This window comes from Microvirga sp. CF3016 (assembly GCF_036314085.1).
Taxonomy (GTDB): Bacteria; Pseudomonadota; Alphaproteobacteria; order Rhizobiales; family Beijerinckiaceae; genus Microvirga.
On the sequence record NZ_JAYGGM010000009.1, the window covers coordinates 33,515 to 58,585 of the forward strand.

General features: G+C 59.4%; 20 protein-coding genes. 12 read left to right on the forward strand and 8 right to left on the reverse strand.

The genetic code is table 11. The features are described 5' to 3' along the window. Window positions 1-55 precede the first annotated feature (55 nt). The 10 genes from VB672_RS14440 to VB672_RS14485 all read left to right on the forward strand — a co-directional run bounded on the left by VB672_RS14440 (window position 56) and on the right by VB672_RS14485 (window position 13,680). A complete protein-coding gene (locus tag VB672_RS14440; protein WP_329784895.1) occupies window positions 56-2,290 on the forward strand; it encodes a glycosyltransferase in 2,235 nt (744 codons plus the stop codon). Next, window positions 2,287-3,114: a class I SAM-dependent methyltransferase gene (locus tag VB672_RS14445; protein WP_329784896.1), complete on the forward strand. Its 828-nt coding sequence runs from the start codon at window positions 2,287-2,289 to the stop codon at window positions 3,112-3,114. Before VB672_RS14440 ends, VB672_RS14445 begins: the two co-directional genes overlap by 4 nt. A gap of 5 nt (window positions 3,115-3,119) precedes the next feature. Then, window positions 3,120-4,406 (forward strand): glycosyltransferase family 4 protein, encoded by a 1,287-nt coding sequence (locus tag VB672_RS14450; protein ID WP_329784897.1) that lies wholly within the window; start codon window positions 3,120-3,122, stop codon window positions 4,404-4,406. Next, on the forward strand, window positions 4,403-5,173 hold the full coding sequence (locus VB672_RS14455; protein ID WP_329784898.1) for a hypothetical protein: 771 nt from the start codon (window positions 4,403-4,405) through the stop codon (window positions 5,171-5,173). The genes VB672_RS14450 and VB672_RS14455 overlap by 4 nt, the downstream gene beginning before the upstream one ends. Window positions 5,174-5,230: 57 nt before the next feature. Then, a complete protein-coding gene (locus VB672_RS14460; protein WP_329784899.1) occupies window positions 5,231-7,420 on the forward strand; it encodes a glycosyltransferase family 2 protein in 2,190 nt (729 codons plus the stop codon). 7 nt (window positions 7,421-7,427) lie between these two features. After that, window positions 7,428-8,735 (forward strand): glycosyltransferase family 4 protein, encoded by a 1,308-nt coding sequence (locus tag VB672_RS14465; RefSeq protein ID WP_329784900.1) that lies wholly within the window; start codon window positions 7,428-7,430, stop codon window positions 8,733-8,735. A gap of 34 nt (window positions 8,736-8,769) precedes the next feature. After that, complete coding sequence (locus tag VB672_RS14470; RefSeq protein ID WP_329784901.1) at window positions 8,770-9,957, forward strand: polysaccharide pyruvyl transferase family protein; 1,188 nt, start codon at window positions 8,770-8,772, stop codon at window positions 9,955-9,957. 79 nt (window positions 9,958-10,036) lie between these two features. Beyond that, the gene (galE, locus tag VB672_RS14475) at window positions 10,037-11,032 is read left to right on the forward strand and encodes a UDP-glucose 4-epimerase GalE (RefSeq protein ID WP_329784902.1); all 996 of its coding nucleotides are present in this window, start codon (window positions 10,037-10,039) and stop codon (window positions 11,030-11,032) included. Window positions 11,033-11,167: 135 nt separating this feature from the next. Next, the gene (locus VB672_RS14480) at window positions 11,168-12,394 is read left to right on the forward strand and encodes a polysaccharide pyruvyl transferase family protein (RefSeq protein ID WP_329784903.1); all 1,227 of its coding nucleotides are present in this window, start codon (window positions 11,168-11,170) and stop codon (window positions 12,392-12,394) included. A 101-nt stretch (window positions 12,395-12,495) separates the two neighbouring features. Continuing rightward, window positions 12,496-13,680, forward strand: a complete 1,185-nt coding sequence (locus tag VB672_RS14485; protein ID WP_329784904.1) for a hypothetical protein — start codon at window positions 12,496-12,498, stop codon at window positions 13,678-13,680. Window positions 13,681-13,747: 67 nt separating this feature from the next. Here the strand turns inward: VB672_RS14485 and VB672_RS14490 are convergent, their stop codons facing one another. The 8 genes from VB672_RS14490 to VB672_RS14525 all read right to left on the reverse strand — a co-directional run bounded on the left by VB672_RS14490 (window position 13,748) and on the right by VB672_RS14525 (window position 22,727). Then, a complete protein-coding gene (locus tag VB672_RS14490) occupies window positions 13,748-14,944 on the reverse strand; it encodes a mandelate racemase/muconate lactonizing enzyme family protein (protein ID WP_329784905.1) in 1,197 nt (398 codons plus the stop codon). Window positions 14,945-14,950: 6 nt separating this feature from the next. Continuing rightward, complete coding sequence (locus tag VB672_RS14495; RefSeq protein WP_329784906.1) at window positions 14,951-15,862, reverse strand: dihydrodipicolinate synthase family protein; 912 nt, start codon at window positions 15,860-15,862, stop codon at window positions 14,951-14,953. After that, on the reverse strand, window positions 15,859-16,695 hold the full coding sequence (locus VB672_RS14500) for a carbohydrate ABC transporter permease (protein ID WP_329784907.1): 837 nt from the start codon (window positions 16,693-16,695) through the stop codon (window positions 15,859-15,861). Before VB672_RS14500 ends, VB672_RS14495 begins: the two co-directional genes overlap by 4 nt. A 1-nt stretch (window position 16,696) precedes the next feature. Next, window positions 16,697-17,638, reverse strand: coding sequence for a carbohydrate ABC transporter permease (locus VB672_RS14505; RefSeq protein WP_329784908.1), 942 nt, complete (start codon window positions 17,636-17,638; stop codon window positions 16,697-16,699). Between the two features lie 72 nt (window positions 17,639-17,710). Then, window positions 17,711-18,997: an ABC transporter substrate-binding protein gene (locus tag VB672_RS14510; RefSeq protein WP_329784909.1), complete on the reverse strand. Its 1,287-nt coding sequence runs from the start codon at window positions 18,995-18,997 to the stop codon at window positions 17,711-17,713. 71 nt (window positions 18,998-19,068) lie between these two features. Beyond that, on the reverse strand, window positions 19,069-19,875 hold the full coding sequence (locus tag VB672_RS14515) for an SDR family NAD(P)-dependent oxidoreductase (RefSeq protein ID WP_329784910.1): 807 nt from the start codon (window positions 19,873-19,875) through the stop codon (window positions 19,069-19,071). After that, the gene (locus VB672_RS14520; RefSeq protein ID WP_329784911.1) at window positions 19,872-20,969 is read right to left on the reverse strand and encodes an ABC transporter ATP-binding protein; all 1,098 of its coding nucleotides are present in this window, start codon (window positions 20,967-20,969) and stop codon (window positions 19,872-19,874) included. Before VB672_RS14520 ends, VB672_RS14515 begins: the two co-directional genes overlap by 4 nt. A 27-nt stretch (window positions 20,970-20,996) precedes the next feature. Continuing rightward, on the reverse strand, window positions 20,997-22,727 hold the full coding sequence (locus VB672_RS14525) for an SMP-30/gluconolactonase/LRE family protein (RefSeq protein ID WP_329784912.1): 1,731 nt from the start codon (window positions 22,725-22,727) through the stop codon (window positions 20,997-20,999). Window positions 22,728-22,841: 114 nt separating this feature from the next. Here VB672_RS14525 and VB672_RS14530 point away from each other — a divergent pair, with 114 nt between their 5' ends. Together VB672_RS14530 and VB672_RS14535 are read left to right on the forward strand one after the other, a co-directional pair. Next, complete coding sequence (locus VB672_RS14530; protein WP_329784913.1) at window positions 22,842-23,993, forward strand: mandelate racemase/muconate lactonizing enzyme family protein; 1,152 nt, start codon at window positions 22,842-22,844, stop codon at window positions 23,991-23,993. An 11-nt stretch (window positions 23,994-24,004) separates the two neighbouring features. Continuing rightward, window positions 24,005-24,889 carry a 2-dehydro-3-deoxygalactonokinase gene (locus tag VB672_RS14535; RefSeq protein WP_329784914.1) on the forward strand — a complete coding sequence of 295 codons (885 nt, stop codon included), beginning with the start codon at window positions 24,005-24,007 and terminating at the stop codon, window positions 24,887-24,889. The last annotated feature ends 182 nt before the right edge of the window (window positions 24,890-25,071 follow it).

Sequence of the window (25,071 nt, forward strand, 5' to 3'; positions counted from 1 at the left end):
CGGATGTCGCGGAAAGATCCGCGACATCCCACCAGGACATTTGGGGTCATACGCGATGGCGGAGATTGCCGTGCTCACATCACTAGTTGGTGACAATGCCTCTCCGGAGATATCCTCTCTCGGTCGCGACACGGTTCTGCTAACATGGGATGTCTCTCACGCCGAGTGGATCTCGCCCTCCTCCCTGAAGAATGGCCTCCAGGATATCTGGCCACTCGCATCCCTACGCCTCTCTCTGCCTCGCGGAGGAACACGCCTCTTCTGGATCTTCCGCCGTCCTGCCGATAGGATGCTCGACATAAACATCTCGCTCGGAACGGCCGGTCTCAGCACAAACATCACCATTGATCTCAAAGCGGACATTCCTTTGGTCAACTCCGAAAAGTTGATTGAGGGAATCGATCAGCATGGTTGCGTCGCGCTCGTTTCTGCCCTGTTCAATGTATGGGGCACCATGTTCCACCTTCAACGGAACGGGACCTATATCGCCATCCTGCGAGAGCTTCTCTCGCAGATCGCACCGACACCAGGTCAAGCTACCGTCATAGCCAGGGTCGCCGATGACTTAGTCCTCGCAAGAACCTCACTCATATCGGGTTTCGGCAAGATTGATGCGCTCTACGTGCTCGGCAAGAACGGGCCAACACGTGTTCATGCAAGGCCATTCAAGACTCCGGACGGAAAGGATGGACGGGACGTCGTCCACTTTCTCATCGACCGCACACGAATTCCATCAGGCGAATCACTCCTTATCCTGATCGGCCCCCGAGGGCTATCCGTCCGGCGGATGCTTGACCCCGGAGCCCGGCCCCCCTCTATCGAGCGCTGGTTTAGCGAACAGGCTCCAGCAGCACCTGGCCTACGCGAGCATGTGCTGACGGAAATCTCAAGTCGGGCGACAGCAGGTCCAGCCTACGCCCTTGAGCTGCAACTGCGCTCTCCCCTCCGCCCGCGACGGATCTCGAGCAGCGTCACGACGCCATCGGCGGAAATCGTATCGGCGCTGACCACCTCTGCAGGAACGCTGGTGACCGGCTGGTACCGTGATCCGGTCGGCCTTTTTGCAGGAATAGAAGCGACGGGCCCAGATGGCGAAGCACTGGACTTGACAGAAGGTCTGTTCAGGTTCCCGGTTGAAGTTGCAGGCCCGACGGAAGGCTCCCGTCTTAGCGCAACGGGCTTTGCCGTGCTGGCGCATACAGTCACGGGAAAAGCACCGATCCTGCAACCACGCTTCAGCCTGCGCTTGAAGTCGGGGGCGCGGCATCCCCTCATACCGAGGCTTCAGCCTGCCGACGCGGTCGCAGCCCGTGCCGCTGCCCTGCGGGCCATTCCGGCCCAACATGTTGATCAGACCATCTTGACGCAGATCCTCAGCCCGGTGATCGCCAGCCTTCACGAACAGGCGCGTGAACAAATCGGCCATCCTACGCGCGCCAATGTGGGAGCATTGCGATCCCGTCCGAAGGTTTCAGTGATCGTTCCACTATATAAAAATCTGGAGTTCCTTCGCTTCCAGATCGCGGCCTTCGCAGCGGACACATGGTTCAGAGCGAATGCAGAATTGATTTACGTCCTTGATTCCCCTGAGCAGGCTCAGGAAGTTGAGCACCTTTTGAGCGGCCTCCATCTTGTCTATGGATTGCCAGCTATCCTTCTCGTCATGGAGCGAAACGCCGGCTACGCACGAGCGAACAACGTCGGCGCATCGGCCGCGCGGGGTGAAGCCTTGGCTCTGGTCAATTCCGACGTCATCCCGGTCGCTCCCGGTTGGCTGGAGAAAATGGTAGCACGCCTAAACGGCCGCCGCCGTATCGGCGCCGTCGGGCCGAAGCTTCTGTTCGAAGACGACTCGATCCAACACGCGGGCATGTATTTTTCCCAAGACCATCGCGGTTATTGGCTCAATCAGCACTTCCACAAGGGCATGCCTCGCGACTATGCACCGGCTTGCGAGGAGCGCATCGTGCCTGCCGTGACAGGCGCGTGCCTCGTGACGATGAGATCCGTGTTCGAGTCCGTCGGCGGCTTTACGGAAGACTATGTGGTCGGAGATTATGAAGATAGCGACCTCTGCCTCAAAATCACCATGACGGACCGCAAGATCGCATATGCCCCTGGCATCGAACTCTACCACCTGGAACGTAGATCGATGTCTCTCAATACCGAGTACATGCGCGGAATTGCCTGGCAGTACAATTGCGCTCTTCACACCGAGCGCTGGCGTGACGAGATGATTGCCGCGACGCAGGCTTGGCGCTCTCGGAAAGGAAGGAATGCCGCAATATGAACGTTCAGATCGATCATACGAAGACTCGGAATGCAACGGCGATTCATCCCGATGCGGATTCCAGTCTCGACCAACTGATGGAAGAGATTCTTCTGAACGTCTCTCTTCCGTCTCCGCCCCCTGAAAATGTTTTCGTCGGTGACGGCGACTATCGCGCAATCGGCGTCGAATATCTCGGCCACTTCGTCCGCCTTGGCGGGCTCAAACCCTGCGAATCTGTTCTCGATATAGGGTGCGGGATCGGGCGAATGGCCGTTCCGCTGACGCAGTACCTGGACGCTGATACAGCATTCTATGAGGGAATTGACCCTGTGAACGCGGGGGTCGAGTGGTGCGTGCAGAACATCTCGTCTGCCTATCCGAATTTCCGGTTCTGCCGTGTGGATGTGGCGCACGAACTCTATAACCCGGGAGGCGCGATCGCCGGGCACGAGATTGTCTTGCCCTTTGCAGATGAAAAGTTCGATTTCGCCACCATGGTGTCTGTCGCGACCCACCTGCCGGAAGCGGAGATTGCCGCTTATGCACGTGAAGTTATGCGTTTGCTGGCCCCCGGTGGACGTCTTTTTCTGACTGCCTTTATCGTTGCTCCTGGAGACCCGGAAAGGCCGATGGCGCGCCCTCGGTTCATTCCTGGAAAGCAGCCGGGAACGTGGTACGGGGATCCCATGGCTCCTCTCGGCGCAATCGGTTTCGACGCCGGAATCATTGAGAACGTTCTGAAGAAGGCGGGCTTGCAAATCCAGCGCCTCAGCCTCGGCCACTGGCGGGGAATCGAGAGCCGCCACTATCAGGATGTCATCATTGCCGCGAAGCCGGAGTAGATCACGTGACTACACGCGTACTGGTCGTCGCTCATAATCATCCGGATTTTCACCCTGGTGGAACGGAGATATTCGCCCACGATCTCTTCAAAGAATACCGTTCGCGTAGCGACATAGAGGCTCTGTTCCTGGCGGCAACGAACAACCTCCATCGTGGGCAACGTCCGGGGACAAGCTTCCAATCGCCGGGGGACGCTTCCGATGAAGTCGTTATGTGGTGCGGCCATTTCGATCAGTTCAATCTCAGCCAGATCGACAGTTATGGAGTTGTCCCTCATCTCGTCACCCTGCTTGAGGATTTCCGACCCGACATTGTCCACATCCATCATATTCTTCTTATCGGAGTAGAGTTCATAGCACTGGTCCGCCGTATCCTGCCGAGCGCTCGCATTGTCATGACGCTTCATGACTACTACCCGATATGTGCTCACGACGGGTTGATGATGCGGACCAAAGGAAAGGAAAGATGCGACCGCGCAACGCCGAACCGCTGCAACGGATGCTTCCCGACCATCACGGCTGATCGGTTTCTCCTTCGCGAGAAGTTCATCCAGACGCATCTCACTCAGGTTCATCGTTTCGTCGCGCCGAGCCACTTCCTCAAGGAGCGGTTTGTGAACTGGGGTCTCCCATCCGAATCGATTGAAGTTGTCGCCAACGGGCGGCCTGCCGCAACACCCGCGGGCCATCGGCCGATCGCATCAGGCAGGCGATCCGTATTCGGCTATTTTGGGAACCTCAATCCCTGGAAGGGTGCTTCAGTACTCCTCAGGGCGGGTCAGCGCCTTGTCTCGTCGGGATTCGACGAATTCGAACTCCGCCTCCATGGCGGCGCACCATTTCAGTCGCAAAAATTCGTCGATGAAATCGACAGCCTTCTCGAGGATGTCGAGGCCCAAGTCGTGAGGCTTGGGCCATATGGCCGAGAGGACCTTGCAGGACTTATGGCTGCCGTCGATTGGGTCGTGGTGCCATCGATCTGGTGGGAGAACGCCCCCCTGGTCATCCAAGAGGCGTTCATGCACCGGCGGCCCGTCATCGCAAGTGGCATCGGCGGAATGGCCGAAGCCGTCCGGGATGGAATCGATGGGATGCATGTCCGTCCTGATGATCCGGTCTCTCTCGCCGATGCCATGCGGCGAGCCATAGAGACACCCGACCTCTGGGAAAACCTCACGGCAGGGATCAACCCGCCAGCGGACATCACCATCGTCGCAGAGCGCCATCTCGCTCTGTATCGTAGCCTACTCAAGGGAGCCGAGATTATCGAACTGAAGGCAAATGCGGCATGAGCACAGCACAGTCCAGCAAGGCAGCGGCCCTGCCGGTGTCGCCAGGCGGCGCACAGCTTCAAGGACGTATCGACGCGATTGAAGGCCGGCGCCTGTTCGGATGGGTCTGGGATCGCTCCAGTCCTACGGATCGCCTACAGGTGCGAGCGCGACTAAACGGGAAGATCATAGCATCAGCTTCGGCCGACATGCCTCGCATCGATTTGCGCCGTAATGGAATTGGTGATGGCGGGCACGCGTTCGAGATCGAGCTGACTGACGCTGCCGAACTCGACCTCGCGAGCATCTCTGTGGTCGCAACCTCTCCGTCAACCGGCGAAGAGCTTGTACTGCGCTCTCCCAGCCAGGACGAGCGCGCCGCCGAGGCCGCACTCAATGCTCCCTTGAGCCGGGTTTTTGATCGGCTTGAGCTCCTCATTGAAGCGCAGCGCCGATCCCAGCTCCTTCAACGCGAAACCGTGGAAGCGCTTCGGAGCACCTCTAATCAGATCGATGAGATCATTGGTGAAGAAAACGGCATTGCGGTGGCTCTCGACGTTGTAAAGGCCAACCAGGCTGATCTCTCCAAGAGGCTTTCCGATCTAGAAGTCTTCCAGATGCGCTTCGACAGAACGCTCTCTGATTTCGGGCGTCAGATCGAAGATCTCGGATCATCCGCCGACCGTCCCATGCGCAGAGCGGTTGCGCTCTTGATCGCATTCGGCGGAATCTCGGCGGCAAGTGCTGTCACAACGCTCGTCGTTTTTCTGCGCCATCCTCCCTGGTAGCTCAAAGACCGTCGGAATAAGAGCCGAAGCGATCCTCGAACGACACATGGAGTACTAATGCAACGCAGCAACCAGGTAGCGCAAGAGCTACCAAGCCTCCCTCTCGACGGAGAGAGTGTTCTTGTCACGTCGATCGGCGAGGACCTTGCCTTGATTGCCGGTGTAGCTGACGCGATGATGGATAAGGTTGACACGTTGCTCAACGGCGACCCATCGATGTCCATGAAGGCGGAGACGATCTGTTGGAATCGGAAGAATGCGCCCCCGGATGCCACCATAGGATTCGTCGCTATTGTTCCTATCCGGCTTGCGAGCAAGGTTCGTCTCCGGTCGGTCGTCGTGCGCCGCAGCGGGCCACCGATCCGTTACACCCTGATCAGGCCCGTCGTATCGCTACCGAACCTGATTCAGATCGTCTGCGCCGACGCGGAGGAACAATCATCATACGTCGTCGATCGTATCATCCAAACTCTGATCAACGGCAAAGCCACTCAGAAGCGAACCGATGCGGCCCTGTCGGTTCTGACGTCAGCCAGTCCTACCGACGGTTGGATTGAAGTTGCCGGCTCCATCGACACCGGCCAAGCCTTTTTGCAGGGTTGGGCTTCCGAGTTGCCTTCCGATACTGTGCGTATCCTCGCTGAGGAAGAGGGAGTTCTCGTCGGAGAGTTCAAGTCGGCTTCGGTTCCTCGGAACGACCTTGGAGAGCAGGGCAAGGGGTTTGTCGGTCTGCTCGATACAGGCAAGTACGCTGTCCATCCTGGCAAGCTTAAGAAGCTGTTCTTCCGTGGGAGGGACGGATGGCGAACCCTCAATGTCTATGACCGCTGCGTAGTCCTATCCTCGACAGACGTTCCCGCCCATATCCGGAGTGGACTGACACAGGCAAGCGCGAGCGCGGATACGATGCGGGTTTTGCGCCGTGCGGGCGAAAGATTTGATGGCCGGGACACCGTGTCGGACCTTAAAGTGCCGGTTCGGATTGGTATGGATATGGTCGTCGAGGTAACCGGCGGTGGAATGCTGGTTGTTGGTTGGATGCTCGACCCGGAGGGTCACGTAGATTCCCTCACTTTGTGTACCGGTGCAAGCAGACAGCGGATCGATAATGTCTGGACCCGCCTCCCGCGCAAAGATGTGTCGACGGCATTCCAACACAACAGCCTTTTCTCCGGGAGGCTCGACCCGAGCCGCAACGATCATGGTTTTCTAGCCTTTATTCCTGGCCCTCCGTCCTCCGCGGAGACGCCGGTCTACTTCGAGCTGGCTGTGGGTGAAACCTTCGCGTTCTATCCTCTCACGCCTCTGAGAGGCATGTCCCGCCGGTCTCTTGAGCGATTGATCTCACCTCTCGATCCGCGGACGGCAGCCGCCGCCGCTGCGATTGAGCGGCATATCGGGCCGATGATGCAGGCCATGGCCTCGCCTGCCCCGAGCGTTGCGGAGACCCGCGACTTAGGCTTCGACGAGACGGACACTGGCAAAGTGTTGGTTATCGCAGCCGGCGTCGATGTCGAAGAGGTGTCTGTCACATTGTCGCTTCTCGCGCTGGATAGCGAGGCAAAAGATGTGCAGATCATCGTTTCCGCTCCTGTGGAAGCATTCGACAGCATTGCCCCGGAAGCGGAACGGCTAGCTCGCTTCTACGGCATTAAAGTCCGCGTGATTGGCGCAGCAGGTGTGCAGGATGCCTGCGATGCTTTCGAAGCTGCCATTCACATGACAAGGGCGGAGACGCTGATCCTTCTTGCCGCAGGCGTTCTGCCGCGTCAAGCAGGCTGGATCTCCCTATTGGAACGCGCATACCGCAATCGCAGCGGCAAAGCTCTCGTGAGTCCTACAATCCTTTATGAGGACAACTCCATCCGCTTCGCGGGCACTTGGCTCGACATCGAAGCGCAAAAGCTTGTCGATCGGTACATCGGGTACCCGCGCGATGTCGTGCATGGATCACAATCAGCAGAGGTCATCGCGGGGTCATTGGCGTGTTGCATCGTCTCGCGTGAAGCCATCGAGTCCGCTGGAGGCTTCTCGCGATCCTATCTGAGCACCAATGAAAAAGCCCGCGATCTCTGTCTGAAGATGAGGCTCGGAGGCACACCGGCCGTATGGCTCCCGGACGTCGAAATGATCTCAGCCGATAACGATGTCGACATGTCGGCTCTCCCAATGCATCGCCTGGCTCAGAAGATTGACCGCTGGAGCTTCGACCGAAAGTGGTCGCTCCTCATCAACAATATGAGGTAGTGAAACTATGCCCAATCATTCTCCTCGCGTACTCATCGTGTCGCACGGCCACCCGAGCTTTTCTCTCGGAGGTGCCGAGATTGCAGCCTACAATCTGCACAAGGGCCTCAACCGGATACCCGATGTCGAATCCCGCTTCTTCGCTCGTGTCGGCCACCCAGTCGCGCGGCACAGCGGGACTGCCTTGATGAGCCTTCGTCAGACAGAGGGCGAGTTCCTCTATCATGCTGATGAATATGATCACTTCCTCATTTCCAATCGAAACACGGAAGAGATCGAGCGCGACTTCCTCCGCGTGCTGAGCGATCTGGGACCCGATGTCGTTCATTTCCATCACTTCATCGGTCTTGGCCTTGAGATGATCTATGCCGTCCGTCGCGCCCTTCCCGATTGCGTGATCATAATCACCTTCCATGAGTTTCTCTCGATATGTAGCCACCATGGGCAGATGGTAAAGACCGGCGGCACCAAGCTTTGCCATAGGGCCTCTCCCTCGGATTGCAATGCCTGCTTCCCGGAGGTTTCACCAGCACGCTTTCTACGCCGCGAGCACTTCATCCGCGGTCTGCTGGAAGTAGCTGATTACTTCGTGTCGCCCAGTCAGTTCCTTGTCGACCGCTATGTCGAATGGGGCCTCGATCGATCACGCTTCGTCGTCATCGAGAACGGCTTGGATATTGCCGAGCCTGCGCCGCCGCGAACTCTGCCCCGGCGGAACGAACGTCGCTCCCGGTTCGGCTATTTTGGCCAGATCACGCAGTTTAAAGGCGTCGATGTACTGCTCGACGCGGTGACCTGCATTCCGGATACGGTCTGGGGCGAGGATTCGCAGCTGATGATCTTCGGCGGCAACTTGGAGCGGCAGCCGGAGCCTTTCCAGGATAAAATCAGGAAGCTAGTGGAACGCGCCGGATCACGCGTACGCTTCTACGGCTCCTATCAAAACAGCGAGATGCCGCGTCTCATGCGCTCGATCGACTGGACCATTATCCCTTCCATTTGGTGGGAGAACTCGCCGATCGTGATCCAGGAATCCTTTTTTCACGGCCGTCCTATGATCTGCAGCAATATCGGCGGAATGGCGGAAAAAATCACCGACGGCGTAAATGGATTGCACTTCCGTGTCGGCTCATCTCAAGATCTGGTCGATCGCATGACCGAAGCGCTCACAACCCCGGAACTCTGGGAAATTCTGCGTACGGGTATCAACAAGCCGATTACTTATGAAGAATGCGCTCGACTGCACCTCGAATTGTATCAGGACCTTGCTTTAAAAAAGGCGACGAGCACATCGGCAGTCGCATTGACGGCATAACGAACTCGATGCACCCGGAGTTGGAGATATCTCGATGAAGCGAATCCTCGTCATCAGCCCATCAGGCGAAGTTTATAATCATGACAATGTCCGCTGGTACAGACACAAAGAAATCCAGCGTAGCATCAATCACTACCACAACATTGGCGACGCGTTTGTCTTCGACTCCTCGCTCAAGCTCTTGAACTATGACAAGCTCGACGCCTTAGAGATTGCCAACCCGGATCTGTCTCAGATCGACCGGATCAATGCCGAGTACGATTACGTTTTCCTTCGCGGATCCAACTACGTTCACAAGGACATGGTATGGGATCAGGCGATTGATGTCCTGAAGAAGCTCAAGATTCCGGTGATCGCCTGGGGCATTGGCGCTCAGGCGCCGGTCAAAGGTAAGATTGAGTTGTCGGAAGAGACCAAGACGGTTCTACGTATGATGGCCGACTCTACCACGTCCATCGGTGTGCGCGGAGCTTACTCGGCGCAGGTTCTCTGGGATCTTGGGATCAAGAACGTCCGCATCGTTGGTTGCCCGACCGCATTCCGCAGGAACAACCCTGATCTCAATATCCAGTTGCTGCCTCTTGAAAGCATTCGCACGGCGGGAATCACAGTCCGCCGGGAGGTATCATCCACCTATGCTCGTGACATCAAGCTATACCTCACATTCCACCGAGATCTCGTAAAGGGCTTGGCATCACGATTCGACGTGGTTTTGATGGCGCAAGGAGAAGTCGAAGAGAAGAAGATCGTTCTCGGAACGATGGAGCAGAGAGAAGAAGCAATTGCAGCTTTGCGGGCCGACAAGCAGATCCGCGACTGGTATCTCGACGACACCATGGAGAAGTTGCACAGAGAGAGATTGTTCTACTCTGACGTGGTCGCCGATTATGAGGATCTCGTGCAGCAGAAAGATGTCGTTCTCGGTTACCGACTCCACGGAAACCTGATGGCTCTCGCCAACGGCGTGCCTTCCATCTACTTCACCTATGACAGCCGGACTGTGGAATTCGCCGAGACATACCAAATCCCGAGCTTTGACGTGTTCTCCGGCAAGGAGTTCAGACTCGAAGACTACTGGGACCAGTCGCTCTTCGACAAATTCAATCGTGCCTATCATCACACATATCGCGAGATGCATCAGTTCCTTGTCGAGAATGGAGCCGATACCAAGATGGTTCCGGTGATGGGTCAGCTGGAATACCGGCAGTTACACGCCGCTTAATTGTCCTATCAGGGAGGCCCGTTGAGCTACGCCCTCCCTTCCACTCTCACGGCGGCAATCAAGAGCAAAGGGGTCCAGCATGACTGTACTGGTAACAGGTGGTGCCGGCTATATTGGAAGTCATATGGTTCTGGCGCTGGTGGATGCCGGGAGGGACGTCGTTGTCCTTGACGATCTCAGCACCGGCTTCGGTTGGATGGTCCACCCTTCTGCGCATCTCATCCAAGGTGATGTGGGCGACGAGGCACTCGTCGCCGAGATCATACAAAGGTATGGCGTCAGAGCTATCGTTCATTTCGCCGGATCGATCGTCGTTCCTGACTCCGTGACGGATCCCCTGGGCTATTATCTCAACAATACCGTCAAATCGCGCGCACTCATCAGCGCAGCAGTGCAGAATGGAGTCGAGCATTTCCTGTTCTCCTCGACGGCCGCCGTCTATGGCGAGGCCACGAACAGCCCGATTTCGGAAGCGACGCCCCTCAACCCAGTCTCACCTTATGGCACTTCGAAACTCATGACGGAGATGATGCTGCGGGATGTGGCGAACGCTCATCCCCTGCGCTTTGTGGCCCTCCGCTACTTCAACGTCGCTGGCGCCGATCCTCGCGGCCGAAGCGGGCAAAGCACCCGTCAGGCGACACACCTCATCAAGGTTGCAACACAGGCGGCTCTAGGGCAGCGATCCCACCTCGATATTTTCGGGACCGATTATCCTACGCCCGATGGCACATGCCTGCGTGACTACATCCATGTGTCGGACTTGGCTTACGCCCATACTCTTGCTCTCGACTATCTGGATGCGGGCGGCAACAGCGTCGTTCTCAATTGCGGCTACGGTCGCGGATATTCCGTCCTGGAAGTTGTCGAGGCCGTCAAACGGGTATCGAAGGTGGACTTTGCGGTAAATCTCTCGCCACGGCGGCCCGGAGATCCCGCCACATTGATCGCAAGTGCTGCTCAGATTCGGGAAGTTCTGAGTTGGACCCCGAAGCTCGACGACCTGGATGCAATCATTAGCCATGCATTGGAATGGGAAAACAGCCTTAAGCTTCGTCGGCTGGAAGCTGCTTGACCTGAATGCACAGCCTGGAATGCCGTTATTCCTCTTCGCTCTAGGAAGTCCCTGACGCCGTTTCCTACGACTCCGAACTCAGCCACCGAATAAGGTTAGTGCTCGACAAATTCTCCATTTCAGGACGGATCTCATATGCTCGACGAAATCACCAAAGATAGAATGATCGACCAACCGATTCTTAGAACGGCTGCGTCTGCTAAACCGCTGCGGGTCGCAATCCTGTGGAAGTACCCGTCTCTGGGCCTCTACTCGAATTCGGCCTTCGAAGATCTTTACAACGGCATTGGGCACAACAATGGAAACCTCGCCTTTGTTTACGCCATAGCCAGTCACCTCTCCAACCCGGTCAAGTTCTTTAGCTGGAGCGCATCGGCGGAAACTCTGAGGGACAATGCCGATATCATTGTCATCCCATGCGCCAACCAACTGGGTCGCCACACCGATTACGGCAATATGGCGGACAATTTGGAGAAGTCCGGATTGCCGATTGTTGCCATCGGGCTCGGAGCTCAGGCTGACAGCTATGATCAGGACATCCAGCTCACCGACGGGACATACCGCTGGGCACAGGTCATTGCGCAGTCGAACCCGTCCTCATCGTCTTCCAACATCTATACCCGCGGTGCGTTCACCACATCGCAGCTCGAAAGGCTAGGCATTCACGGCTCCATTGCGGGCGGCTGTCCCTCATACTTCACGAACCAAGATCCAGGTCTGGGGCAGAAGATCCATAAGCAATGGTCGCAGATTGCCTTGCCACGCTCCGTCTCAGTCGCGGCAGGCCACCAGGCCTGGATGAAGACACGCCACATCGAGCACCAGCTGATCGGCCTGATGATGGACCCCATGTATCCAGGTCAGTATGTGGTCCAATCGATGGGCGAAATGATCAGGGTGTCTCGGGGCATTTTCGACAACATCGATCCCCACGCTCTCAGGGAGATCCATAGCCACACCGTCCCGCATTACTCCTTCGAGGAGTTCAAGACGTGGTGCCGGAACTATGTCCGCTCCTTCTATGACGTTCCGGCCTGGATGGACGCGTTGCGTAGACATGACTTCACGATCGGGTCCCGCTACCATGGTGTCGCCCTGGCTCTTCAGGCCGAGCGCATGGGTTTGACTGTCACGATCGACTCCCGGACCCGAGAGCTCTGCGAGAATACAGGAGTTCCGCATGTCGCCGCGTCCGATCTGACGGCACCCCTCACCCGTTCGAGCTTGAAGAGGATGATCAACTTCGATCCGGACGCCTATGACAGGCATCGGAGCGAAGCCGCTTCGAAATATCTCGATTTTCTTACAGCAAACCGGCTCCAGCCGGCGAATTTCCTTCGCCGGATCGCATCCGGCGCGTGAGGATGCCATGATACGAGTCTCAGCAGGCCGGATCCCGTTTGCCGACCGCAAGAGAAAGGTCCCTCACGTACGCTCGACCGCATGAACGGAGGAGCCCCGGCATGGCCCGCTCTACGAAAGTCGTGAGCAAGTTCGCACGTTGGAACACCCTGGCGTGGTCGGCAGTTCTGATGGTTATGATGAGCACGGCGGTGACTGCAAGCCAAACCCTTCGCTTCTCGGTCTCTCCCGAACCTGAAGTGGTCTATAGCTATGAGCGGCAACGGTGCGATTGGCGCTCAATTCCGGATTCCCCCGCAAGGGCTTACCGTCGGCATGACGGTTCCGTGGCTCTGATTGCGGCCCACTTCCGGAACAGAGTTCTCGAGGGGCCGAGCTTCGACGAGCTTCGCCCCGAATGCTCTGTCGTCTCCCAAGGAGAGGAATCGGCCGACCCCTCGGCTTACGATGACCGCTTCTGGGTGCAGAGCCTCGTTCCTCTCGGGGACGATCGTGTTCTCGGATTGGCGAGCCAGGAGTTCTCCGGCCTTCGCCACAACGGGCTGTGCGCCAAAGGACCGGACAAACCGGAATGCTGGTACCTTTCGATTGTCGCCCTGGAAGCAAATGATCAGGATTTCTCGTTCAGGCTGCTGCCTCGCGACCGGCGCCTCATTGCTGGATCGAACAGACCTTTCGATGCGGGCGTCGATGCCGCCGGTTTCCTCACCCTGTCGAATACGGTTTTCGATGAGGGCTATGCCTACTTCATCGCTTGGACGGAGGACGCGGCGGTGCCGGGCGAACGCGGAAACTGCCTGTTCCGTGCTCCCCGATCCGACCTTGTCGCAGGCTGGCAGATGATGAGCAATGGTCGCTTCGTTGCGCCGCCGAATCCTTATCCGGTGAGCGGACAGGAACCGGTTCGGGCAACCTGCGATCGCCTCGGAAACGGCGACATCAGCGGAAAGGTTCGATCCCTCATTTGGCTGGAGACCAGAAGCCTCTGGATAGTGGTCTGGTCAACCCGGATGAACGACAAGGGCGGCGTCTACTATGCGACCTCGCCCGATTTGAGGAGCTGGTCACCGGCATCCCTGCTTGCTCCCTTCGAGCCGCCCTGGGGAACAACCGAGAAGAAGGTCTATTACGACTATCCCTCGATCGTCGATCACGAGAGCCGTTCTCCCGTCTTCCAATCGGCTGGCGACACTTTCTATTTATATCTAACGCGCTTCAACTGGCAGACGAAGCGTCCCACGATGAACAGGGACTTGGTCCGCTTCGAGGTGAGCTTGGATCACTAAGAGTCCAAATGACTGGTCCAACCGGCTACCAGATGGATGAATGGCAATCTGCATTCGATGGCCGCCGTCATAGGCGGGAATCTCGCCCTTCTGCGACGACGAAGTTGAACAGCTCATCCTTCGGCTCGACGCCGATACCAGCTCCGGTCGGCACGGTGTAATACCCTAGCGCGCAGCCCATATCGCCGTCCGTGAAAGCGAGATTGCGATCGAAGACGGAATGCTGATACTCGTGATAGGGCACGCGCTGAAGAGCCGATGAAGTCACAAGGCTCGCTGCCATGAAGATGCCGACGCTGATGGAGGCATGCGGAATGGTGTTGATGTGGAAGGTTTGCGCCATGCGGCCGATCTGGATGAACTCGGTGATGCCGGTATGGCCGATCTCGGGCTGAATCACGCCCATGCAGCGCGCTTCCAGCCTTGGACGATATTCATAGACGGTCCGCCATTCCTCTCCGAGCGCAAGGGGCACGCCGATGCTCCGGGCGACGCGGGCTTGACCTTCGAGATCCTCCGGCTGACATGGCGCTTCGGCGAAGTAAAGGTTCGACGCTTCCAGGCGGCGGATGAGGCGCACGGCTTCCGAAGCCTCGAATTTCCAGTGAAGATCGACCATCAGGTCGATATCTGGGCCGACGGCCTCGCGCAGGGCGGTCATCTCCTGCACAATTCCTTCGTCGGAGACCGCCGCCGCGAACTTGATGCCGCGATAACCCTTCGCCACCCATTCGACGGCCAGGTCGCAGCGCTCTTGCAGGGTGGCCCGTGGCAGTCCAGAGACATAGGCCGAGATCGTGGAATGCCGTCGCCCGCCGAGCAGCGTCGAGACGGAAACACCGAGGTTCTTGCCGGCTAGGTCCCAGAGCGCGATGTCGACGCCGGCAAGCGCATCCACGTAGTATCCGCCGAAGAACCCGCGCACCCGCATGAGGTCGTAGAGATCCTCGTGGATCACGACGGCATCGCCCGGATCGCGCCCGATGATGACGGGCCCAAGGACATCGTCGATGATAGCCCTTGTCGCCTCAGGCGCCACGATACCGTAGCATTCGCCCCACCCGACGCGTCCGCTTTCGCCGGTCACCTTGATGAGAAGGGTCATGTCTGTAGACGGGTAGATTGTGCGATTACCCTTGCGCACAAGGTATCCGCGCTCGTTGATGCGCTCTCCTTCCTTCAAGGGTCCGAGATAGGGTACCTCGCGGGGAATAGAGATGATGAAGGTCTCAACCTTGACGATGGCGTCGACGGCATTGCTCATGATCGATCAGACCGGACGATGGTGCTTGTAGGGGAGCACCGCTTCCTGAAGGAGGAGTGAGAGTTCGGCACGATCGCCATCGTCGAATTTAGGCCCCTTGGCGCGGACGGACGTGTTCCGAATGACTCCACGCCTGCGCAGGACTTCCTTGGTCATGTGCATGCGGAAGATCGCCTGGAAGTTCAAGAGAGGCAGGGAGGCGGAATAGAGCTTCCGCGCCGTGGCGATATCGCCCTCCCGCCAGGATTTCATCATCATGGCGTGAATGTCGGCGAGCTCGCAGGCCGGCATGGTGCCGGCCGCGCCACGCGCCATCTCATCCATCACATAGCGACCGCCGGCTCCGCCAAAGATCGCGTCCACCGAATCCTTCGCCGCGTTCTTGATGCGCGTGAGGTGCTGCCCGCATGGCGGCGTTTCTTCCTTGATGTAGCGGATCATACCAACCGCGGATGCGATAGCCGCCACCTCCTCAGGCGTCAATCCGGCACCGATGGGCTTGGGCTGGTTCTGCAGCATGATCGGCAGCCCGGCTCTATCAGCAACCTGCTGGAAGTACTCGATCTGAGCTTCGACCGAGTTGCCCAGGTGCCCGGGTGCCATCACCATCGCGGCGGCAGCGCCGATTTCAGCCGCATGGGCGACGTGACGGGCGGCGACGGCGGGATCGGGAGCACTCGCCCCGATGATGATCGGGACCCGCTTGCCGACCTCGCGCGCCAGGAGATCGACCTGGCGCCGCCGCTCATCCTGGCTCAGGGTATCGACCTCGCTGGCCACGCCCGGATACACGACACCGTCGACCTCGCATTCAAGTGCAAATCCGATGATCGATATGAAATCCGTTTCATCGATCATCCCGTTCGAGCGGAAGGGAGTCGGAAGGACCGGAAAGGCACCGAAAAGCGGGGTTTTCATTTAACAGCTCCTGCCGTAACGCCTTGAATGAAATATCGCTGGAGGAAAAGGAATGCGGCCACGATGGGTGCTGACGCCAGAAGAGAAGCCGCCATGGCGCCGCCCCAATCCGAATTGACCTCGTTCAAATAGGTGAGCAGCAGGCCGGGTCCAATGGTGCGCTTGTCGTCGGACACGATGAGCGTCATCGAATAGAGAAGATCATTCCACGACCACATGAACGAGTAGAGGAAAACCGTGATGATCGGCGGGATCGAAATCGGGATGACAATGGTGTGGAAGATGCGCAGGTCGCTTGCCCCATCGGCGCGCGCCGCCTCGATCAACTCGTCCGGCACCTGCGAGAAATAGCTGTAGAGCATGTAGGTCGAGACCGGCAGTGCGAAAACGATATAGCTGAGGATCAGTCCGGGGCGAGTGTCCAGCAGGCCGATTTCGCTCATGAGCGGATAGATGCTGATCAGGAGCAGGCCGAACGGGAACATTTGAGCGGAAAGCATGAAGAGCATCACCGGCTGACGGCCCGCAAATCGGTACTTGGCGAAGCTGTAGCCGGCATAGAGCGCCAGAAGCGTATTGAGGGCTGCACTGGCTCCCGAGGCAACGAGGCTGTTGAACAGGTACATCGGCAGCTTGCCCGTCGTCAGCGCCGTCACGAAATGCGTCAGTGTCGGGGCGAGCGGAAAGGGTGTTGGGACGATGCTGTAGAGCTCGGCATTCGACTTGATCGAGGAGATCATGAGCCAATAGAGCGGGAAGAACAGGAAGAGCCCGATCAGCGTCAGAAGCAGCCCGAAAACAACTTTTGAAACGGCGCTGGAGAGATCGAACATGTCAGGCGCCTTTCACCAACATGCGCAGGTACAGGAAGGCGGGCGGCAGCAGGGTCGCCACCCAGAGCACGCCGATGGCGGAGGCGAAACCGACGTCCCATTGCTCGAAGGCACGGCGATAGACCTCCACCGAAAGAACGGCCGTCGCACGGACCGGACCACCGCCGGTCAGGGCGTAGATCGTATCGAATTGCTGCAGATTGCCGATGACGCCGAGCACCACGACAACGATCAGAACCGGGCGGAGATGCGGAAGCACGTGATCGCGCAGGATCGCCCAGTTGTTGGCCCCATCGACCCTGGCCGCATCGACCTGCTCCCGATCCATGTTCTGCAGTCCGGCAAGGAAGAACGCCATGAAGAGCGGGATCGACAGCCAGATCTTGGTGACGATCACCGCAACCATAGCCCCCGTGGACGTGGAGAGCCAGGCCTGCGGCATGTCGATGAAGCCAAGTTCCAGCAGGAACGCGTTCAGCACCCCGTAACGGCTATTGAAGATCCAACCCCAGATGAAGGCGCTCACCGTGCTCGGCAGAACCCAGGGAAGCAGCGACATGGAGCGCAGCAGCCCGCGGCCGCGGAAGGGCTGATTCAGAATCAGGGCCCAGCCGAGCCCCAGGATGAGCGTTCCGGTCGTCGTAAAGAACACGTAGATGGCCGTTGTGACGAAAGCCTGCCAGACGTCCGGCGTTGTCGCGATCTTGGCGAAGTTCCCCAGGCCGTAGAACCGGGGGGCCGGGGTCTCGAGGGTATATTCGAACAGGGACAGCGCCAGCGCCTGCAGGAACGGATAGAGAATGACGAGGCCGAAGGCTATGGCCGCCGGAGTCAGGAGCAGCATGCCGATGCGCCGCTGACCGGCTTTCAGTCCGCCGCGGACTGCATGCGGCGAAACTTTAGCCGGAGCGGGAGCTGATGTGATCTCGGCGACAAGACTCATAGGATCATCACGTGCAAAGGGAAGAGGGAGAGTTCGGCTGGCCCTACGGAGATCCGGGGCCAGCCGTGAGGATCAGTTCTGCTTGTTGACGTTCGCCATGGAAGTCTCGAGGCGTTTCTGCATCGCTTGGATGGCATCGTCGGCGCTCTTCTGGCCGAGCAATGCACCCTGCACCTCCTCGCCGATGATCTGCGTCAGCTCGGCAGCGTTCGGCCAGATGCCCACCTCGTTACGGCGGGGATTGCCAGCGGCCTTGGCCCAGGCGGTGAGGAACGCATCGCCCGTCACCTTCGGGTTGGCCCGCGCGGACTTCGTCACCGGCAGAGCACTCTGCTCGAGCGGGAAGGTGGCCTGCGCGACATCGGAGGTGAGATAGGAGATGAACTGGCTGGCCGGCGCATCGGCCTTGGCCTTGCCGTCAGCCGAGAACTGAACGAGCAGGTGACCCCACTGGATGGAAGCCGGTTCCTTCCCGGCAACGGCAACCGGCGTTGCCAGGGGCAGAACATTCGCGTCGAAGGCCGGACCCTGGCCGGAGAAGCTGCGTAGGTGCGTCCTGGCCTGCGGCGCGTCGAAGAAGAAGGCCGACGCATTCTGAGCCACGAGGCGGCGGGCATCGGGCCGGTCGATCTCGGGCGCCGCAAGGCGATCCTTCATCAGGCCCACCATGAACCCGAGCGCCTGTTTGCCGGCATCTCCGTTGCCGATCTTGACCTTGCCCTGCTCGTCGATGATCTCGCCGCCGAAGGTCCAAGTCCAGATCATGAAGTCGAGCAGGATCGAGCCATTGTTCTTCGTCGCCATGGTGTAGGGCACCGAGTTCGGCACCTTGTCACGGACGGCGACCAGAGCGCTCCGGAATTCCTCGATCGTCGTCGGCGTCTTCGTGAGGCCGGCCTTGTCCAGCACCGCCTTGTTGGCGATGAGGCCGATCGATCCGGAGATGAGCGGCAAAGCGTATTGCTTGGAGCCGATCTGTCCCATGGCGAGCGCGTCGGGCGTGAACATCGAGGCGAGCTTATCCTTGCCGTAGACCTCGTTCAGGTCGACGAGACCGGCAACATTGGCGAAGCTCGGAAGCCAGCGCTCGGAGAGCTGGGCCACGCTCGGCAGCGTCTTGGAGCGCGCCCGCAGGAAAATGTTCTTCTGCATGTCGCCCCAGGCATAGCCCAGGGGCTCGACCGTGAGCTTGGTCTGCGCCTCGAATCCTTTGAGCAATGCCTCAACCGACGGTTTGGCAGCCTCCTCCGCATAGCTGAAGCTCATGAAGCTGACATCGGCAGCATTCGCGCCTGGACCTGACAGACCAAGGCCCGCTGCCACCAGCGCAGTTGATGCGATCGACTTGAACTTTTTCATCGTTCTTCCTCCCGATACGGAGCATAGCCCCATATTCCTGCGCACATTGTTTCCTTGAGGTGGGTCGTGCGCTAGACCACTCCTCCGTCGACGATGAATGTCTGCGCAGTCACGAGACGCGAGTCGTCGGCAGCAAGCCAGAGCGCCATCCGGGCGATATCCGGAGGCAGGAGGTGCTCCTTGAGGCACTGAACCTCGAGATATTCGGTGAACTTGCCCTGGTAGATGCGCTTGGCCCGCTCCACCTGGCGCTCGGTGAGAACCCAGCCGGGAGCAATGGAATTGACGCGGATGTTGCGTTCGCCGACCTCCCGGGCCAGCGATTTGGTCAGGCCCATGACGGCGGCTTTCGCCGTCGTGTAGAAGATCAGCCCGGCAGCCCCGCGCATCCAGGAGATCGACCCCATATTGATGATGGATCCGCCTCCGGATCGGGCCATCTCGCCGATCACCGCTTGGGCGGCAAAGAACTGGTGTCGAAGGTTCGTCTCAAAGCGCTCGTCCCAGTATTCGGGCGTCACGTCCTCAAGAGGCATGCGGTCGTCGTTTCCAGCATTGTTGACCAGCACCCGGACCGGACCGATGCGCTCCGAGAGCGATCTGATCGCCGAGCGAAGCGCCCCGATGTCGCGCAGGTCCACAGCCTCGAAATGCGGCCGGTTGCTGGTCTCAGCCGCGATGCGCCGTGCCGTGTCGCTTGCATGATCCGCGTTCCGCTCAATGAAACCAACTTGAGAACCCTGCGCGCAGAAATGTTCGACCAAGGATGCGCCGATCCCGGATCCGCCGCCGGTGACCAGAACGCCCTTCCCTTTCAGGCTGGGATAGACGGCTCCGTCCACCGTCACCCGCGGAATGAGTTCGGGATGAATGCTCATGCCGCATTCCTCGCCATGGGCTTTGCGAAAACCAGGGTCCGACCATCCGTCGAGAACACGTGCACCGCATCCGGATTGATCGAGACGCCCACGTGCTCGCCCTGACGGATCGGACGCTCTCCATCGAGGCGCACGACGATCATCTCGTCCGTGCCTTCAAGCGCCACATAGGCATAGGTGTCGCTGCCGAGATGCTCGGTCATGCCGATCTTGCCGTCCAGGGCGTTGCTGATTCCCGGTGCGCAGAGTTCCAGATGTTCGGGACGAACGCCGATCTCGCTGGGCGTTTCCAGCGGCAACGTGTTCAGCGACACGATCCCCCCATGCACCCTCACCCGGCCACCTTCGAGACGCGGCTCCTGCACGGTCAGAAAGTTCATCCGCGGACTTCCGATGAAGCCTGCGACGAAGCGGTTGACCGGGGCATTATAGAGATCGAGTGGCGAGCCGATCTGCTCGACTTTGCCTGCATTGAGCACCACGATCTTGTCGGCGAGCGTCATGGCCTCGATCTGGTCATGCGTGACATAGATCATCGTGGTGCCGAGCCGCTCCTTCAGGCGGGCGATCTCGATGCGCATTTCGACTCTGAGCGCCGCATCCAGATTGGAGAGAGGCTCGTCGAACAGGAAGATCTTCGGCTCGCGCACGATGGCACGTCCGATGGCAACGCGCTGACGTTGCCCGCCCGACAATTGTCGCGGCTTTCGATCCACGTAGTCGGAGATCCGCAGCACCCTCGCGGCGGCTTCTACCCGGCGGCGGATTTCCTCGCGCGGCGTTCCGGCCAGCTTCAGGGCATACCCCATATTGTCGGCAACGGACATATGCGGGTACAGCGCATAGGACTGGAACACCATGGCAATCCCACGCTTGGCCGGGGGCACGTCGTTCACCACCTGACCGTCGATGATCATCTGGCCCGACGTGATTTCGTCGAGCCCGCAGATCAAGCGCAGAAGCGTGGATTTTCCGCATCCCGACGGACCTACGAAGGCCGTGAACTCACCGTTCTCGACCGTCAGGTCGATCCCCTTCAGCACATCGACTTGGCCAAACGACTTGCGGATCTGATGGAGTTCTAGTCTAGCCATGTCGATTGCGCACCTTCACGATATCTGTCACCCGCCGAAGACGTTCTCGGGCAGTCCCTTGATGCCGGTTTCGATGGCAAAGATGCTGCCCGACAAGGGAGCATCCGCAATCTGTGCGGCGGACAGGCGGATTCGGGCTGAAGTCACGAAGAGGGTCTGCATGTCCGCGCCGCCGAACACACAGCTTGTCGGGCGCGGCACAGGCAGGTTGATGACACGCTCCACGCGCCCGTCCGGATCATAGCGCGTGACGCACCAGCCGTCCCAGTGCGCACTCCAGACGAAGCCCTCGGCGTCGATCGTGAGGCCGTCAGGCTTTCCCTCGCTCTCTGGCACGGTCACGAACACGCGCCTGTTCTCGATAGTCCCCGTCTCGCTGTCGAAATCATAGACGTAAATCGTCTGCTTAGCGGTGTCCGTGAAATAGAAGAGACGGTCGTCGGGACTCCAACCCAAACCGTTCGAGACGTGGAAGCCCCGGTCCATCGCATGGACCCGCCCATCCGGATCGAGCCGCCAGAGCGAACCTTGGCCTGGGGTCGTGTCGATGGCGAGCGTACCGGCCCAAAGCCGTCCCCGGCGGTCGCATTTCCCGTCGTTGAACCGGTTGCCGGGGCGGTTGGTCTCGGGCCGAGCAAGCACCAGACTCTCGTTCTCGGACGGATCGATGGCCCGCACCTCGCTTTGCATCCCGGCAATGAAGCCGCCTCCTTTCCGCGGGATCAGGAAGCTCGTGAGTTCCGGCATCGGCCAGGAGCGATACGATCCCTTGATCGGGTCGCCGACGCAGACGGATGGCGCAAGAATGTCCACAAAATAGAGCTGCTGATCTTGAACGGACCAGTGGGGCCCCTCTCCTAGGAAGAGGCTGGCGGGAATGGCACAGCACACGTCGTCCCGATCGGCACCGAGAGGCCGCGGGTTGATATTCAGCGACATCGCCACCTCGCCGATATTGCCGGAGATCCGCCGGGCTGCCTCGATGACGTCGCGCCCGAGAGCGTGAAGACGCTCGGGCGGCAGCCTGAAGGACGGACCGATGACGCCGATGGCGCCAAGCGGTTTGGCCTCATGATCCAGGATGGGCGCAGCCACGGAGCTGATGCCCACGTTCTGCTCGTCGATGGATACCGCGTAGCCGCGGGCCTTGGTGAGATCGAGCTGGCTGATCAGCTCGTTGAAATCCGCAATGGTATGAGGTGTCAGCCGCTGCAGTTCTGTCTCGCCCAGGAGCCGACGCCGCATCTCAAGTGAAAGATGTGCCAGGATCGCCTTACCAAGACCACTGGCATAAGGTTTCGCTCGACTACCAACCCCGTTGCTCAGACGCACTGGCTGTGGCGCCTCGCGCTGGTCGATGTAGAGGATCCCGTCCCCATCAAGGATTCCGAGGCGCACCGTCTCACCCGTGAGATCGCGCAGCCGCTCCAGTTCAGGCTCGGCCGCCCCACGCAGATCAAAATCGTCCCAGACCCGGTGCGCCCATTGAAACAGCCGCGAACCGAGCCGGTAGGTCTGATCCCGGCCGTCCAACTTCAGGAGCCGCTCGTCGACCAGCGCCTGGAGGATGCGATGTAGCGTGCCTTTGGGCATGCCGGACCCTTCCAGCAGATCCGTGAACCGGGGTGGCGTGGCGGCTGACGCGACGAGTTCGAGGAGCTGAACGCCCCGCGTGAGTGCCTGGACGCCAGGCACCGGGCCGGATGCACCTCCCTCGGCCTCATCGTCGATTTTCAGCTCGGCCTGCACGCGTCCCATCAAAGCTCCGTCGAAAGGATGAGCTAACTGCCCGATTGACCCTTCAGGATGGCTCCGATTATGTTGGAACTCAGTTCCAAGTCAACCCGCCTTTCGTTGAACGAGCCTTTCACGATGAATATCACCGCCATCCATCACACCCTCGTGCGGGTGCCTTTCACGGAAGACATCCTGTGGGGATCGGGTCGAAGGATCGGGACGACACGACTGATCTGTCGGATCGAGACGGATGCGGGGATTGTCGGATGGGGCGAGACGATCTCGCTGATCGCAGCCGTGCCGGCAGTGTTCTCCGACATCGTCGCTAAGATCGGGCTAGGCTATCCCGTGGCTGACGTGGAACGGCTGCACCGGCACGTCCTGGGCGCAGGCTACTACCATCACAAGCGAGCGGCCGTGATGGCGATCGCGGCGCTTGAGATGGCTATGTGGGACGCATTGGGGAAGCAGGCCCAGCTCCCTCTGTCGTGCCTCTGGGGCGGGCGCTGGCGCAAGGATGTGGAAGCCGCCGCCTATCTCTTCACCAAGGACACCAAGCAGCTGAAGGAGCGGATCGGTCGTTTCCTCGACGCCGGCTATGAAACCTTTAAGGTCAAGATTGGCTTCGACGAGCCGAGCGATATTCGATTGGCGGAAGCTTCCCGCGAGGCCATCGGAGCGCGGGCCCTGCGGCTCGACGTGAACGGCGCCTGGACGCCTGGAACCGCAAAACGGCAACTGGAGAAGCTGCGCTCATTTGATCCAGCCTATGTGGAACAGCCGCTGGAACTCGACGATCTGGCGGGTCACGCGCTCCTGCGCCAGTCCACGCCAATCCCGATCGCCCTCGACGAGAGTGCCTATACCCTGTCCGACATCGGCAACATCGTGCGGGCTAACGCGGCGGATGTGGTGCTGCTCGACCCGCACGAGGAAGGCGGGTTGTGGCAGACGATCAAGGCAGCCGCCATCTGCGAAGCCGTCGGGATCCCAGTGACGCTGCATTCAGGCGCCGAACTGGCCCTGTCCCAGGCCGCCTATATCCACCTCGCGGCCTCGATCCCCAACATGAGCCTCGCCATCGATACGGAGCGGGCCTATCTCGGCGGCGACGTCTCTCCGGCGCCCCCTACCATTCTGGCCGGGCGGTTCCAAGTTCCGGACGGACCGGGCCTCGGCGTCGAGGTGGATGAGGATGCCCTGCAGCGCTATGCGGTCGATGGCATCGTCGGTGCCTACCTCGACGCCGAGCGCCAGGACTGGTTCCCGGTCAAGCCGGCTTATTGAAGGAGCCTCACGTGTTCCTTGCCATAGAATGGACCTCGGCCACCTTCCACGCCTTCCTCCTGGCTGAAGGCGGAATGCTTCTGAACCAGCGGCAGGAGGCGAGAGGTATCAACCACATTGCCAATCGTGCCTTCGAAACCACATTGCGTGAGATCGTCGGGGATTGGGCGGCAGAGGCACACCGCATTTACTTGTCCGGCATGATCACCAGCCGCAATGGATGGATCGAGACACCCTATGTACCGGCACCCGCCTCTCTCCCCGACATCATGGCAGGGGCATTCGTCAAACACATCGAAGGCCTGCCACCCCTCTTCTTTCTTCCAGGCGTTTCGGTGCGCACACCCCTCCCCGACATGATGCGAGGGGAAGAGCTCAAGATCTTTGGAGCCATGGGATCAAGCAGTGGCCTTGTCGCTCTTCCCGGAGCCCACACCAAATGGGCTTTCGTCAACCATGGCCGAATCGAACACTTCACCACGTATATGTCGGGTGAAATTACTGCATTGCTCCAGTCGAACTCCCTCGTCAGTAAGCTGATTCCTGAGCAATCGGCCGACAGTCCGGAGGCTTTCCTGCGGGGCGCTAGGCTTGCCCGGGATCGTAGCATCGGAGGCCACATCCTCCGCCGCATCTTCTCGGCGCGCAGCCTCGCCCTGCTCGATGAACTCCCGCCTGAGAACATCAGTGACTACCTTTCGGGCTTGATGATCGGTGCAGAGATCAACGAAGTGATCGACGAATTCGGATTGCCCCATCGCCAAGTCACTTTGATAGGTCCTCCTGCCCTGTGCCAGCGCTACAGCCTAGCCCTGAGAGAGGCGGGAATAACATCAGCCATGGCCAACGATGTAAGCGTCAGGGCCTTCCGAGCACTGTGCTTGGATCATGCCTAAACCAAGCAGTATCAGAAGCGGCATCAGGCGCACGGGCATCTTCTACAGTAGTAGCTCGTGACTTAGCCGCGCTACGGGAAGCAGCTCCCACGCTAGAAAGTTGCGCCGAGTTCGCCCTGGGAGAACATCTCTTGCGCTGGTGCGTTGGTCGGGAGCGTGAGGGTGAACGGAGGCCACGCAAT